The organism is Bradyrhizobium dasycarpum, assembly GCF_042019905.1.
GTDB lineage: Bacteria > Pseudomonadota > Alphaproteobacteria > Rhizobiales > Xanthobacteraceae > Bradyrhizobium > Bradyrhizobium japonicum_B.
Genome location: NZ_CP169574.1, coordinates 2,962,902 through 2,977,884, shown reverse-complemented (window position 1 = coordinate 2,977,884; position 14,983 = coordinate 2,962,902). Strand labels below are relative to the sequence as shown.

Here is a 14,983-nt window from a genome sequence, read left to right as displayed (position 1 = left end):
CAGAGGATGGAGCCCTCACCCGACGCTTCGCGTCGACCTCTCCCGCAAGCGGGAGAGGTGAACCGGCTCAAGCCAGCTTGACCGTCTCGGCCTTGACGTCCTTGCCGAGCGCTTCGAACACCTTGGCGACGATGCCCTTGGCGTCGAGGCCGGCGCGGGCGTACATCGCGGCGGGCGTGTCGTGATCCTGGAACACGTCGGGCAGCACCATCGAGCGGAACTTGACCATGCCGCTGTCGAGTACGCCCTGGTCGGTCAGGAATTGCGCGACATGCGAGCCGAAGCCGCCGACCGAGCCTTCCTCGATCGTGATCAGGATCTCATGGTCGCGGGCGAGCTTGAGCACCAGCTCGGTATCGAGCGGCTTCATGAAGCGCGCGTCCGCGATCGTGGTGGACAGGCCGTGAGCGGCGAGCTCGTCGGCGGCCTTCTCGCATTCGGCGAGGCGCGTGCCGAAGGAGAGCAGGGCGATCTTGCTGCCCTGGCGGATCATGCGCCCCTTGCCGATCTCGAGCGGAATGCCAACTTCGGGCATCTCGATGCCGCGGCCTTCGCCGCGCGGATAGCGCAGCGAGCTCGGACGGTCGTTGATCGCCACCTGGGTCGCCACCATGTGGACGAGCTCGGCCTCATCGGCCGCCGCCATGATCACCATGTTGGGCAGGCAGCCGAGATAGGCGTTGTCGAACGAGCCGGCATGCGTCGCGCCGTCGGCGCCGACGAGGCCGGCGCGGTCGATCGCGAAGCGGACGGGCAGGCTCTGGATCGCGACGTCGTGCACGATCTGGTCGTAGCCGCGCTGCAGGAAGGTCGAGTAGATCGCGCAGAACGGCTTGTAGCCTTCGGTGGCGAGGCCAGCGGCAAACGTCACCGCGTGCTGCTCGGCGATACCGACGTCGAAGGTGCGGTCGGGGAAGGCCTTGTTGAAGATGTCGACGCCGGTGCCCGACGGCATTGCCGCGGTGATGGCGACGATCTTGTCGTCCTTCTGGGCTTCCTTGACGAGGCTCTGGCCGAACACGTTCTGGTAGGCCGGCGCGTTCGGCTTGGCTTTCGCCTGGGTGCCGGTGGCGACGTCGAACTTGACGACGGCGTGGTACTTGTCGGCGGATGCTTCCGCGGGGCCGTAGCCCTTGCCCTTCTGCGTCACGACGTGCACCAGGATCGGGCCGGTCTCCATGTCGCGGACGTTCTTCAGCACGGGCAGCAGGTGGTCGAGATTGTGGCCGTCGATCGGGCCGACATAGTAGAAGCCGAGCTCCTCGAACAGGGTGCCGCCGTCCATCATGAAGCCGCGGGAATATTCCTCGACGCGGTTGGCGCGGTTGGCGATGATCTTGGGCAGGCGCTTGTTGATCTGCTTGGCCGCATCGCGCAGCGTGCGATAGGTCTTGCCGGAGTAGAGGCGCGACAGATAGGCGCTCATGGCGCCGACTGGCGGCGCAATCGACATGTCGTTGTCGTTGAGAATGACGATCAGGCGCGAGTTCATCGCACCCGCATTGTTCATGGCCTCGTAGGCCATGCCGGCCGACATCGCGCCGTCACCGATGACGGCTATGACGTTGTTCTTGCCGCCGGAGAGGTCGCGCGCCACAGCCATGCCGAGGCCCGCGGAGATCGAGGTCGAGGAATGCGCGGCGCCGAACGGATCGTAATCGCTCTCGCTGCGCTTGGTGAAGCCGGACAGGCCGCCGCCGGTGCGCAGGGTGCGGATGCGGTCGCGCCGGCCGGTGAGGATCTTGTGCGGGTAGGCCTGGTGGCCGACGTCCCAGATCAGCCGGTCGCGCGGCGTGTCGAAGACGTAATGGATCGCGGTGGTGAGCTCGACCACGCCGAGGCCCGCCCCGAAGTGACCGCCGGTCACCGAGACAGCATCGATGGTCTCCTGCCGCAGCTCGTCGGCGACCTGGCGAACCTGCTCGACCTTGAGCTTGCGCAGGTCTTCCGGCGTCCGGATGGTGTCGAGAAGCGGCGTTTTACTGTATGCGTTCACGGCGATTTCCAATTTGTCAGCGCCGGAAGGTCGTTCCGGTGCGCGATGGGTTTGCACAATATCGGCGCAGCGCGAGTCCTAACCGTCGGAGCCACCTGCATGGGGCAAAGCCCCGTCTTCAAGCTTAGGTAAGCTTAAGTGCGCTCCGGTTCAGTCTCTGTGATCCCTGTCACTTAGATCGGCTTCGTCCGTCCCAAGCCAATTTCATTAGCAGTTTGAAGCTCTTGTCGTCGGTAATCGATGCCCACGCAAGGCTTGCAAAAAGCCACACTCCGCGCAGCTTTACACCAAAGCTGAGGCCAAAGCCAACCCGCCGGACCGATTAGGGGTATGCAGGTGCAACCGGCGGCCAGAGTGGTTAACCGTGGCGCGGGAGCCCGGGTTCCAGGTTTGCCCTGTCCCTTGTCAGGTTTTTCGCGCGGTTGGAGCGCCCTCCCACCCCAAGGAACCGTTCGGAGCCGGGCCATCCCGGCCCACCGTCATGGGATCGGGGTCCCTCGCGGGCACGCCGGCGTAATCATGGGGACATGGCAGCCCAGCGAAGACATTTCACCGGGCGCCGTCAAAAATGGATAGTGGCCCGGCCTATTGAACGTCGAGCGGCGCCGTGCCGGCGGCCTGGCTGTTGGCATCGGTGGTGATCTTGTCGACCCGCGCCTCGGCCTGGCGCAGCAGTTCCTCGCAGCGGCGCTTCAGCGCCTCGCCGCGCTCGTAGATCGTCACGGATTCCTCGAGCGGCACCTTGCCATCCTCGAGCCGCTTCACGATCGTCCGAGTTCCTCGATCGCGCGCTCGAAGGTGAGCCTGGAGACGTCGACTTGGGTGTTTTCGGCCATATCCGTTTCCGATTGCCCGATTCGCTTAGCCCGGCAGTGAAAGCGGATTTTGCGGGCTTAATGTGGCGAGTGCTTTCAGGCGCCCATCAGGGCGCCGACATGCGCCGTAACAGATTCTTTCAATCCTTGCAGGTCATAGCCGCCCTCGAGCACCGAGACAACACGCCCTCCGGCGGTCCTGTCGGCGAGATCCATCAGCTTGCGCGTCACCCAGGCATAATCCTCCGCGCGCAGATTCAGCGAGGCCAGCGGATCGCGGTAATGCGCATCGAAGCCGGCGGAGATGACGAGCAGCTCGGGGCTGAATTTTTCGAGCTGCGGCAGGATCAAGTTCTCGAACGCGGAGCGGAATTCCGGCCCGCCGTCCTCGGAGGCGAGCGGCGCGTTGACGATGGTGTCGTGGTCGCCGCGTTCGCTCTTGGCGCCGGTGCCCGGAAACAGCGGCATCTGGTGCGTCGAGCAGTACATCACCGTCGGGTCCGACCAGAAGATGTCCTGCGTGCCGTTGCCGTGATGCACGTCGAAATCGACGATGGCGGCGCGCTTGATGCCGTACTTGCGCTGTGCATGGCGCGCGGCGATCGCAACGTTGTCGAAGAAGCAGAAACCCATCGGCTTGCCGATCTCGGCGTGATGCCCGGGCGGGCGCACCGCGACGAAGGCGTTGCGATGCTCGCCCGCCATCACCGCTTCGGTCGCCGCAACCGCACCGCCGACGCCGCGCATCACCGCTTCCCACGTGCCCGGCGACATCGACGTGTCGCCGTCGATATAGACCTGGCCGCTGGCCGGCGCGATGTGACGCAGCTCGGTGACGTAGTGCTCGTTGTGGCAGAGCGTGACGAGATCGAGATCGCCTTCCGGCGCCTGATCGCGCGCCAGGAACTGGAAGCGCTCATGCGACAGCGCCTCCTCCACCGCACGCAGGCGATCCGGCCTTTCAGGGTGTCCCGGCGGGGTGACATGGTCGAGGCAGGCCTTGTGGGAAAGGAGAAGCGTGCTCATCAGGTCGGCCTCACAAGAAACGGGCTTTCGTCGTCGCTTGGCGCATCCGGCGCCAAAACGCAATGCAAAACCCAATCTAGGCGCTTGGTGGGCAATGGCAAAGGGGCGTCCCGGGCCGGCCGTTTGACCTGGATCAATTCACCCGCAGGATGCGGGTCGGCGGCAGCGGACCGATCGGCCCGTGCGCCCGGAAGAACGCGAACAGCGCGTCGGCGTCGTAACCGCCATATTGCGGCGACGTGCCCTGTTGGGCGACGGTAAAACCGTCGCCCCCGACGGCAAGGTAATCATTGAGCGTGACCCGGTAGCCGCTGCCGGGCTCGATCGGCCGGCCGTTGAGCGTCATCTTCTCGGGGATCACGCGCTCGCCGAATGGTTTCGACGCATCCCAGACATAGCTGAATCCGTTCGAGACCTGGAGGATCCGCGGCCGCTTCGGATCGAGCCATTGCTGCTCCAGCATGTCCTTGAGCTGGCTGCCGGTCAGCGTAATCGTGACGAGGCGATTGCGGAAAGGCTGGCTGGCGAAGACATCGCCGAAGGAAATCGCGCCGTTCTCCTTCGGCACGATGTCGGTGCGGATACCGCCGGGATTGGTCAGCGCGATGACCGCGCTGCCATCCTTGGCGTCCTTGGTCGCGGCGAGCTGCGCATCCGCGATGACGTCGCCGAGTGCGCTCTCGCCGGCCTCGTTCGGCACGCGCGACAGCGTTTGCGTCACCGATCCGGCCGGCCGGTTGGCGATCGGCGCCGAGAGTCGGTCGTAGGCCTCGATCAGCGCCGTCTGCTCCGCGTCTTTCGCCAGCGAGGCGTTGGCGACGAGGACGTTCTCGCCCCTGGCGCTGACGATGTCGCGTGTCGCGGGATCGAGCTTCAGGTCGATCGCCGTGACCAGCGTGCCGTATTTGTCGCCGCTGGTGACGAGCCGCCCGTCGATATCGCAGACATAGGCGCGGTGCGTATGACCGCTGACGACGACGTCGACGGCGCGGTCGAACTTCTTCACGATGTCGACGATCGGCCCGGTGATGCCGGGGCATTCGTTGTAGTCGCCGGCGGGCTCGCCGCCCTGGTGGATCAGCACCACGATGGCCTCGACGCCGCGCGCCTTCAGCTGCGGCACCAGCGCGTTCACCGTCTCGGCCTCGTCGCGGAATTCGATCCCCTTGATGCCCGATGGCGAGACGATGCCTGCGGTCTCCTTCAAGGTCAGCCCGATGAAGGCGATTGGGATGCCGTCGAACTCCCTGATCTCGTAGGGCGGCAGCACGCTTCTGCCGGTCGCGGTCTCGATCGTGGATGCCGCCAGATAACGGAATTTGGCGCCCGTGAAGGGATGCGGCCCCTGGCAGCCGTCGACCGGATGGCAGCCGCCGTTCTGCATCCTGAGCAGCTCGGTCGTGCCCTCGTCGAATTCGTGATTGCCGACGGAGGTGATCGCAAGCCCCATCATCGAGAGCGCTTCGATCGAAGGCTCGTCGTGAAACATCGCCGATAGGAACGGGCTCGCGCCGATCAGATCGCCGGCGGCGACGAAGATCGTGTTCCTGTGTCCTTCGCGCAGCTGCTTGACCAGCGTCGCCATGTATTCGGCGCCGCCAGCCGCCACCACCACCTTCTTGCTCTTGTCCTCGGGATCGCCGATGCGGATGCCGCCCGGCGGCGGCCGCAAATTGCCGTGGAAATCGTTGATCGCGAGGACGCGCAGCTCGATCGGTGCGGCGGTCTGGGCAGCGGCGGGAAGGGCGCAGGTGAGGGCGAGTGCGGCGAAGATGGATTTGTATCGCATGGAGCCAGATTAATCGTTCGGCGCGAAGATTTCACGAACGTTTCGCGCCGTCATCCCGGGGGGATCGCGACGTCGTCGAAGGAGAGAGGCGGAGGCGGCGGCGTCGTGACTCGGGCCGGGTTGCCTCTCGTGCCCCGGACGCAGCGCAGCGCTACTTCAGCGGTGCGCTGCAGAGCCCGGGCCCATCTCGCCGCGATCTCTTCCCTGCCATTGGTCCCGGCTCTGCCCAGCGACGCATTGCAGCGCGTCCGGGACACATCAAACAACCTATCCCAGCAGCACCGCATCCGCCGCCGCGACCGATTCCGCGCTCTCCGTCACCGTGCGCTCGAGCGCGCCGGCTTGCACGGTAATGTTCTCGGCGAAGAAGCGCGCGAGGGAGACGTAGCGCGCGGCGTCGGTGTTGCCGTCGGCCTTGGCGGCGAGCGCTTCGGACGCGAGCAGGCAGCCGCCGAGCGTGGCGCCGAACTGCTGCAAGTAAGGCGTCGCACCGGCGAGCGCATCGTTCGGCGCGGATGTGACGCGCTCCAGCAGCCACTTGCTGGTGCGCGCCAACGCCTCCAGCGCCTCGCGCAATTTGGCTCCGGTGGTGCCGAAAGCGGGATCGTTGGAGGCCTCGACCTTCTTGACGGTGGCCGCGAGTTCGTCGAGCAGCGCCCACACCGAGGCACCGCCATTGGCCGCGAGCTTGCGCGTGACGAGGTCGATCGCCTGGATGCCGTTGGTGCCCTCGTAGATCGCGGTGATGCGGGCGTCGCGGTAGTGCTGCGCTGCGCCGGTCTCCTCGATGAAGCCCATGCCGCCATGGATCTGCACGCCGAGATAGGCGACCTCGTTGCCGATGTCGGTGGAATAGGCCTTGGCCATCGGCGTCAGCAGCGCCGCGCGCGCGGCGGCTTCAGTGCGCACCTTCGGGTCCTTGGCGCGGGTCGAGACGTCGATCGCGACCGCGGTCGCATAGCAGATGGTGCGCGCGGCGGCCGTCTGCGCCCGCATCCGCATCAGCATGCGTTTGACGTCGGGATGAACGAAGATCGCATCCGAGCCGTCGGTCTTGCTGCCCACCGCGCGACCCTGCTTGCGCTCCTGGGCGTACGACAGCGCCTGCTGATAGGCGCGGTCGGCAACGCCGACGCCCTCGAGGCCGACGCCGAGGCGGGCCTGATTCATCATCGTGAACATGCAGCGCATGCCCTGGTTCTCTTCGCCGATCAGGAAGCCGATGGCGCCGCCGCGATCGCCCATGGTCATGGTGCAGGTGGGGGAGGCGTGCATGCCGAGCTTGTGCTCGACGCCGCTGGCAAAGATGTCGTTGCGCGCGCCGAGCGAGCCGTCGGGATTGACCATGAATTTGGGCACCAGGAACAGCGAGATGCCCTTGGTGCCGGCGGGCGCATCGGGCAGGCGGGCCAGCACGAAATGCACGATGTTGTCGGTCATGTCGTGCTCGCCATAGGTGATGAAGATCTTCGTCCCCTTGATCCGATAGGTGCCGTCGGCCTGCTTCTCGGCGCGGGTGCGCAGCGCGCCGACGTCGGAGCCGGCCTGCGGCTCGGTCAGCTGCATCGTGCCGGTCCATTCGCCGGAGACGAGCTTCTCCAGATAGATCTTCTTCAGCTCGTCGCTGCCATGCGCGTCCAGCGCCTCGATCGCCGAGGCCGTCAGCAGCGGGCAGAGGCCGAAGGCGACGTTGGCCGCGCTCCAGATCTCGGTGCAGGCGGCGTTGATCGCGATCGGCAGGCCCTGGCCGCCGAAATCTTCGGGGCCGGACACCGCGTTCCAACCGCCCTCAGTCCAGCGCTTGTAGGCGTCCGGCCAGCCCGGCGCGGTCGTGACCTTGCCGTCGCCGAGCTTGATGCCGTGCTCGTCGCCCACCTTGTTGAGCGGCGCCAGCACGTCGGTTGCGAACTTGCCGGCCTCCTCCAGCACCGCCGCGACGATGTCCGCGTCGAAATCGCCGTAGTGACCGGCCTCCACGGCAGCCTTGAGGCCGGCGCCATGGTTGAGCGACAGCAGCATGTCATTGATCGGCGCGCGGTAGGTCATGGCTCACTCCCGTGGACAAATATTGGCGCCGTATTCTCACGAAACGGGGGCGGTCTCAATGGCCGGCAGGCCGGCCGGGCGCCTGCCGGATCCTCCGGGTTCTCCACAACGGAGTGCGGCGTGGCGGATCGGCGGCTCGGTGTGGTATTTTGACCCTCCAGGCGGTTGAAATGCCGCCCCTCTCCCTATAGACCGGCTGCGACCGAGGGGAATCTGCGGGGCCGGTTCTTCCGTCGTTCCTCGGTCGCCTGATGGGGCGTAGCCAAGCGGTAAGGCAGCGGATTTTGATTCCGCCATTCGGAGGTTCGATCCCTCCCGCCCCAGCCAAGAACTTCCCCTCCGCTGAAATTCTGACGAAACCGGCCCGGTGCATCTGGCGCTGGCTCACACCGGGACGATGCTCCATGTCGTCGCCGACGGCACCTAACACGCTCGGCCGCCTGGCCCTGGCGACCAAGAGCTCCTCAGAGTTCGATCTTGGACAAGCATGGGCCGACGACAAGAAAGCATTCCGGGCCTCGGCGCTGCTGGGCGCCCACGATGTCGTCGCGGGACACAAGCTGCTCTTCCCGCGCGCACCATCTTCTCTCCTATCGACACGCTGTCCGTCGAGCGAGCCGGGTAGCACGGTGATCACATTTCCGCGGCTCTGCTGTCGATGGCGTTCATCGCAGCGGGGGTTTGCAGGCCAAGCCGCGTGCGCGCCGATGCCGGCCGCGGCGCCGCCTGGCGCGCAAAGATCGGCAATCACCGCCTGATCGATTTGCCACGTGACGATGATGCGCCCAGGATCCCCAGTGCAGCCGACAGCAGTCTGCGGGCTGGACGATCGATCGAGGGATCAATAACGTGATCCGGCATGTATTGATTTGGATCGATAAATCTTACAAAAACAAGGTCTTGATTGTGACTGCGATTGCTGTCGTCGGCATCGGCTGCAGGCTTCCGGGACATATCAACTCCCCGGACGCCTTGTGGGGGCGCTCCTGGCAGGCGCCGACCTCGTGGAGGAGATTCCGCCGCAGCGCTGGAATGCCGACGATTACTACGAGCCTGTCGCAGGCGTGGCGGGCCGCTCGGTTTCGCGCTGGGGCGCTTTCCTCGACGATCCGTCGGGCTTCGATCATCGCTTTTTCGGCATCGGCGAACCCGAGGCCCTCGCCATGGATCCGCAGCACCGGCTGCTGCTCGAGGTCACCTGGGAGGCCGCCGAACATTCCGGTCGCGATCCGCGCCGCCTGTTCGGGACCGACGCCGGTGTGTTCTTCGGCCTCTCGCATCAGGACTACATGCAGGTCACGCGTGACGCGGGTGCAATGGGCCTCGCCTACGCTTTCACGGGAACGCCCTTCAGCATGGCGTCGGGACGGGTCGCCCATGCGATGGGGCTCACGGGTCCTGCCATCAGCATGGACACGGCCTGCTCGTCCAGCCTCGTCGCCGTGCACGCGGCTCGGCGCAGCCTGCTCGCGCGCGAGTGCCACGTTGCGTTTGCCGGCGGGGCCATGTTGATGTTCTCGCCCACGACATTCGCCTCGGCGTCAGGGCTCGGCATGCTGTCGCCGACAGGGCGTTGTCATGCGTTTGACGCGCGCGCCGACGGCTTCGTGCGCGCCGAAGGCGTTGGGGTGGTGATGCTCAAGCGATTGAGCGACGCCCTGCGCGATAGCGATCGCGTGCTCGCGGTCATCCGCGGTAGTGCCGTCAACCAGGACGGTCGCACGCACAACATCCTGGCGCCTTCCCGCGCGGCCCAGATCGCGGTGATCGATCGCGCGCTTGCCGAGGCGCAGGTTGATCCCTCGTCCGTCGGCATGATCGAGGCGCACGGCACCGGTACGCCGGTGGGCGATACCGAGGAGTACCAAAGTCTCTCATCGCGGTATGGGCGACAGTCGCCCTGTGCTCTGGGCTCGCTCAAGAGCAACCTCGGCCACGCGGAATCGGCGGCGGGCGTCCTGGGTCTGATCAAAGCGACGCTCGCGCTTTCACATGGCGTCGTGCCGCGATCCCTTCACTTCCATCAGCTGCCTGCGCATCTCCAGCCAATCGAGACGCGGCTTTTCGTCCCGACGGACACCGCGCCTTGGCCCTCGACCGGCGCTGACGGACTCCGCCGCGCGGCCGTATCGTCCTACGGAATGTCGGGCACGAATGCCCACGTCGTGCTCGAGCAAGCGCCTCACGCGCCAGCTTCATCTTTCTCGCCGGAAGCCGCCGGAGCACGCGAGCAGCCGTGGTTGTTTCCGATGTCTTCGACCTCGCCGGAAGCGCTTCGCGTTTCGGCCGGGCGGCTTGCCGCTTGGCTGGACGCGAGCGCCGGCCATCATCGCCCCAGTGACGTCGCGCGGACTCTCGCCTGCAGGCGCGGGCACCGGCCGGTCCGGCACGCGCTCATTGCGACAACGCTCGGCGAGCTGACAGCGCAGTTGCGCGGGCTGGCGGCCGATCAATCCATCGATGCAGATTGGCCCGACCATGACGGAAGCGGTCCCGTCTTCGTATTCTCCGGACAGGGCTCGCAGTGGGAGTCAATGGGCGCGGCGCTGATCGACATCGACCCGGTCTTCGCCGGAATGGTTGGCGCCATTGAACCTCTGATTCAGACCCTCTGCGGCTTCTCGGTGACCGATGCCCTGCGTCGACCCGCGCAACTCGACGGCATTGAACGGATCCAGCCCGCCATTTTCACCATCCAGGTCGCGCTGGCGGCGTCCTTGAAGGCCAAGGGCGTGGTGCCGTCGGCGGTGATCGGCCATTCGATGGGCGAAGCGTCCGCGGCAGTCGTGGCCGGGGCACTCGCTCGAAGACGGCGTGCGGGTGATCTGTCATCGCGCCATGCTGTGCCAAACGCTCGCTGGATCGGGTGCCATGGCCGTGGTCGGGATGACGCCGGCGGCGGTTCGCGACGATCTTGCGCGCCGGCGGATCGACGACGTCGAGATCGCCGTACTGGCTGCACCGGCCTCGACGGTGGTGGGGGGCGCCGCCGCGGCCGTGCAGCGCCTCGTCGCCGCCTGGCAGGCCGAGGGCCGGTACGCCCGCGAGGTCGCGGTCGATGTGGCCTCGCACACGTCGCAAGTGGAGCCGATCCTCGCGCAGCTGTCGGAGCGCCTTGCGGGAGTGACTGCGCACAGTCCGCACACACCGATGTACAGCACCGTGCTGCTTGATCCGCGCGAGGCCCCCGTTTGCGATGGCGCTTACTGGATCGACAATCTTCGGCAAGCGGTCCGCTTCCGTCCCGCTGTGCAGGCGGCGCTCGAAGACGGTCACCGCGTATTTGTCGAGCTCTCGCCACATCCCATCGTGTCCCACGCGGTGTTGGAGAATGCTTCCGCAACGGACTTCGCCGTCCGCGCGCTTCCGTCGATGACCCGCGGCGAGCCCATGCACAACGGGCTTCTGGACCTGGTCGGCGCCATCTATGTCGCCGGCGCAGCGATCGATTTCAACGTCCTTTATCCGGATGGCCTGCTGCTCGACCTGCCGCTGCCGGCCTGGACGCACTATCCCCTGTTCCTTGCGCCCACGACGCCGGCCGCAGGTCCGCATCACCTGCCGTCAACGCATCCGCTGTTGAACGTCCACCGCGTCCTGCACGAAGAGCCGGAGCGCCACATCTGGGCTTGCGAGGTTGGTCTCGATGCCCATCCCTGGCTTGCGGACCACCGGGTGAACGGAACGCCGCTCTTCCCGGGCGCTGCCTTCTGTGAAATGGCGCTCGCTGCCGCGCGCACGGTCCTTGGCACGTCGCTCGTCGAAGTGCAGACCATCACATTCGACCACGCGTTGCGGTTGGAGCCATCGATGCCGATCGTCTGCACGGCAGTGCCGGACCGGCCGGGTGAGCTGAGTTTCAGGCCTCGAGAGCCAGGCGGAGAGCGAAGCGCGGGTCCATGCGAGCGCCCGGCTTTCTGGCGCGGCCGCTGCAAAGCCGCCGGCCGTGCACGACGTAGCCGCGCTGCGCGCCGCTCACGCGACATCCGTCGCGGCGGACGAGGTGTGGCGGTGGTTCGACTCGCAGGGCATCCAGTACGGCCCGTCATTTCGCGCACTGGCCCCGGACTTGGAATTATCCGCGGACGGCGCTTCGCTCTTTGCGGATCTTCGGCTGCCGACCTCGTTCCGAACAAGCGCGCGGGGCTATACGGTGCATCCCGTGCTGCTTGACGCGTGCTTCCAGACCGTCGGGGCGTTCGCCCGGGTGGTTTCGGAGACAAACGGGCGCTTGCTGCTGCCGCTCTCGGTGCGAAGCCTGCGGCTCCACCGCACGGACGCCGACGCGGCCCATTGCCTGACCCGCCTGGTCGCGGTCGACGCCCTGCACGTCGAGGTGGACATCGATCTGCTCGACGCCTCCGGTCGCGTGCTGCTCAGTGTCGAGGGATTGGCAATGGGGAGCGGCGCGGCCGAGCAGCATGCCGATGCCGTCGCCTGCAACTCGCGCCTGCTCGACATCACCTGGCAGTCATGGGACATCCCTCGAGCCACGGTCAGGCCGGAGGATGGCGCCTGGTTGCTGCTCGAGGCCGATGCTGCGGGACACCGCTTGATGTCGGATCTGGACGGGAATCTGCGCGAGCGCGGGTTCAAGTCTCGCATCCTCAGCGGCGCCGCGGCGGGGAAGGGGGCGCATGGCGCGGGCAGATCGAAGATGCTCTGCATCAGCATCGCCCCGGAGCTGTGGTGGTGGTCTTGCCACGCGGCAATGAGCCGGCGAGTCCCGACGTATCCCGGGCGAACATAAGCAGCCTGATCGACGTGACGGACGCGCTGGGTCAATGCGAGCGGCGGCCCCGCCTGTTCGTCGTGACATGTCTGGCGCAACGCGTGCTGCCGGACGACACCGTTGAGCTCGCGCATGCCGGTGTGCGTGGCTGGCTGCGAGCAATCGGTGCCGAGCTTCCCGCGCTCCATCCCACCCAGATCGACGTGAACCCGCAGGCGGACGTGTCATTGCTTCGGTCTCAGCTGCTGAGCGGTTCGGACGAGGACGAAACGGCGCTGCGCGGAGCGAGCGCATATGTCGCACGATTGCAGCGAAGCCCGCTCGGCCACGTCGATCGCCGCATGGTGGACCGCGACGCGGCCCGCGATGGTCTTCGCCTCGAGATCCGCGTGCCCGGTGACCTGCAGAGCCTGGAGATGGCCGCCTTCGAGAGGCGTGCGCCGGGCGCCGGCGAGGTGGAGGTCGCCGTCCATGCCACGAGCGTCAATTTCGCGGACGTGCTCGTCGCCCTTGGCCGCTATCCCTCACTCGATGGCCGTGCGCAGGGGCTCGGCCTGGACTTCGCCGGCGTCGTCACGGCCGTCGGCCCTGGTGTTTCGGCCTTTCGCGTCGGCGACCGCGTCGCCGGGCTCTGCGGCGGGAGCGCCTGGGGCACGTATCTGACTTGCGATGCACGCCTGGTGGTCGCGATACCCCGCGCGCTCACGGATGCCGAAGCGGCCGCCCTTCTCACGACAACGGCCACGGCCATGTATGGCCTCGAGGATCTGGCCCGGATCGGGCCCGGCGACAAGGTGCTCATTCATTCGGCGACCGGCGGCGTCGGGCAGGCGGCTGTGGCCATCGCCCGCTCGGCTGGTGCAGAGATATTCGCAACAGCGGGCTCCGAGGCGCGGCGAGAGCTGCTGCGCGCCGACGGCATCCGCCACGTGTACGATTCTCGAACCGTGGCATTCGCCGAGCAGATCCGGCAGGACACGGCGGGTTACGGTGTGGACGTCGTTCTCAACTCGCTCACGGGCGTGGCCCAGCGTGCCGGCCTGGAGCTCCTTGCGGCGGGCGGGCGCTTCGTCGAGATCGGCAAGAAGGACATCTATGGGGGCACGTGGCTGGAACTGTCGCCTTTCAAGCGTAACCTCTCGTTCTTTGCCGTCGACCTCGCGCAGATGTGCATGACGGCTCCGGCCCGCGTGCAGGCACTGCTCTCGCGCGTCATGCGTCGTGTCGGGGAGGAGCGGCTACCCCTGCCGAACATCGCGACCTATCCTCTCGCCGATGCGGCTGACGCCATTCGCGTTGTTGGCGGCGCCGGCCACACCGGAAAGCTCGTGCTCACCGTTCCAACGACCGGCCGTTTCCGCGTGCCGGCGGCGCCGGAGCGGTTCACACCGTTCAGACCCGATGGTGCCTACATCGTCACCGGCGGCCTTGGCGGGCTCGGCCTGTTCCTCGCTGATGCGATGTCCGCAGCCGGAGCCGGTCGCATCATCCTCAATGCGCGCGCCAAGCCCACCGAGGCGGCGACGAGCGTGCTGAGCGCGATGAAAGCACGGGGCACCGAAGTGCAGGTGATAAGTGCCGATATCGCGGAGCCATCGACTGCACGGCGCGTTGTCGGAGCTGCCACGGCGACCGGCCTGCCGCTGCGGGGTGTCCTGCACGCTGCCGCCGTCGTCGAGGACGGCATCCTCCCCTCCGTGACAGACGAGAAGCTGCATCGAAACTGGGCCCCCAAGGTCGAAGGCGCCTGGCATTTGCATGCGGCGACGCTGAAGCAGCAACTCGACTGGTTTTGCTGTTTCTCATCGGTTGCGGCGCTGTTCGGTTCGCCTGGGCAGTCCGCGTACGCCGCCGCCAACGGGTGGCTCGACACATTCACGCAATGGCGGCGCGCCCAGGGGCTGCCGTCCTCGGCGATCGCCTGGGCGGCGTGGGCGGATATCGGCGCCGGTGCGCATCTCTCGGCCCGCGGCGATGCGCGAATGATCGAGCCGCGCGACGGTGCTTACGCATTCGAGACGCTGCTGCGGCACGACCGCGGGTATGCCGCATACGCCCATCTCGACGGCGCCCCGTGGCTGACGGCGCTCGCCGCGCGCAGCCCGTTCGCGGCGGCGATGTCGCAGGTCGCAGAGGCAAAGGCCGAACCGGCGCGCCGCCTGCGCATGGAGTTGAGACGTGCGCCGCCCGACGAGCGGCCGGCCCTGCTGAGGCGTCTGATCATCGAGCATCTCGGTGTCATCTTGCGCCGCACGGTGAATCCGGACCGCTCGTTTTTCGATTACGGCCTCGACTCGCTCGGGACGCTCCAGCTGCTGATTGCGCTCGAGGCCGACACAGGTATCCGGCTCCGTTCCGTGAACGTGACGACCGTGCGTGCACTTGCGGACACGTTGAGTGGCGCCCTGCAGAAATCGCAGTCAGCTGGAGCAGATGCCCGTGACTGATCTGCGTCCGCTGCACGATTGGTCAGGGCCTCCGGCGGTGCTGACGCTGTGGCGTCCGTCTGCTGCGTCGATGGAGAGTGCGAAACGCGCACCGGTGTCTCCCGTATTGCCGAGCTACGAGCAGGAACAGCA

General features: G+C 66.7%; 6 protein-coding genes, 1 tRNA gene and 2 pseudogenes. 4 read left to right on the top strand and 5 right to left on the bottom strand.

Going from position 1 to position 14,983, the window contains the following annotated elements:
* Positions 1 to 67 precede the first annotated feature (67 nt).
* The 5 genes and pseudogenes from dxs to ACETMP_RS14410 all read right to left on the bottom strand — a co-directional run bounded on the left by dxs (position 68) and on the right by ACETMP_RS14410 (position 7,672).
* Complete coding sequence (dxs, locus tag ACETMP_RS14430) at positions 68 to 1,996, bottom strand: 1-deoxy-D-xylulose-5-phosphate synthase (RefSeq protein WP_126256656.1); 1,929 nt, start codon at positions 1,994 to 1,996, stop codon at positions 68 to 70.
* A 585-nt stretch (positions 1,997 to 2,581) separates the two neighbouring features.
* Positions 2,582 to 2,832, bottom strand: a pseudogene (locus tag ACETMP_RS14425) (exodeoxyribonuclease VII small subunit).
* A 75-nt stretch (positions 2,833 to 2,907) separates the two neighbouring features.
* Complete coding sequence (locus ACETMP_RS14420; RefSeq protein WP_375161447.1) at positions 2,908 to 3,837, bottom strand: histone deacetylase family protein; 930 nt, start codon at positions 3,835 to 3,837, stop codon at positions 2,908 to 2,910.
* Between the two features lie 133 nt (positions 3,838 to 3,970).
* Complete coding sequence (locus tag ACETMP_RS14415) at positions 3,971 to 5,626, bottom strand: bifunctional metallophosphatase/5'-nucleotidase (RefSeq protein WP_375161446.1); 1,656 nt, start codon at positions 5,624 to 5,626, stop codon at positions 3,971 to 3,973.
* 267 nt (positions 5,627 to 5,893) lie between these two features.
* Positions 5,894 to 7,672, bottom strand: a complete 1,779-nt coding sequence (locus tag ACETMP_RS14410; protein WP_375161445.1) for an acyl-CoA dehydrogenase — start codon at positions 7,670 to 7,672, stop codon at positions 5,894 to 5,896.
* Positions 7,673 to 7,924: 252 nt separating this feature from the next.
* On the opposite strand from ACETMP_RS14410, the gene ACETMP_RS14405 reads away from it, so the two are divergent.
* The 4 genes and pseudogenes from ACETMP_RS14405 (at position 7,925) to ACETMP_RS14390 (ending at position 14,851) form a co-directional block, all read left to right on the top strand.
* Positions 7,925 to 7,999, top strand: a tRNA-Gln gene (locus ACETMP_RS14405).
* A 647-nt stretch (positions 8,000 to 8,646) separates the two neighbouring features.
* Positions 8,647 to 11,520, top strand: a pseudogene (locus ACETMP_RS14400) (acyltransferase domain-containing protein); the annotation flags it as partial.
* Between the two features lie 98 nt (positions 11,521 to 11,618).
* On the top strand, positions 11,619 to 12,422 hold the full coding sequence (locus tag ACETMP_RS14395; protein ID WP_375161444.1) for a polyketide synthase dehydratase domain-containing protein: 804 nt from the start codon (positions 11,619 to 11,621) through the stop codon (positions 12,420 to 12,422).
* A 14-nt stretch (positions 12,423 to 12,436) separates the two neighbouring features.
* A complete protein-coding gene (locus tag ACETMP_RS14390) occupies positions 12,437 to 14,851 on the top strand; it encodes an SDR family NAD(P)-dependent oxidoreductase (protein WP_375161443.1) in 2,415 nt (804 codons plus the stop codon).
* Positions 14,852 to 14,983: the final 132 nt, after the last annotated feature.

Excerpts from the sequence above, each read along its gene's own strand:
- ACETMP_RS14420 (WP_375161447.1), bottom strand. The coding sequence starts at position 3,837 with ATGAGCACGCTTCTCCTTTCCCACAAGGCCTGCCTCGACCATGTCACC.
- ACETMP_RS14415 (WP_375161446.1), bottom strand. The coding sequence starts at position 5,626 with ATGCGATACAAATCCATCTTCGCCGCACTCGCCCTCACCTGCGCCCTT.
- ACETMP_RS14410 (WP_375161445.1), bottom strand. The coding sequence starts at position 7,672 with ATGACCTACCGCGCGCCGATCAATGACATGCTGCTGTCGCTCAACCAT.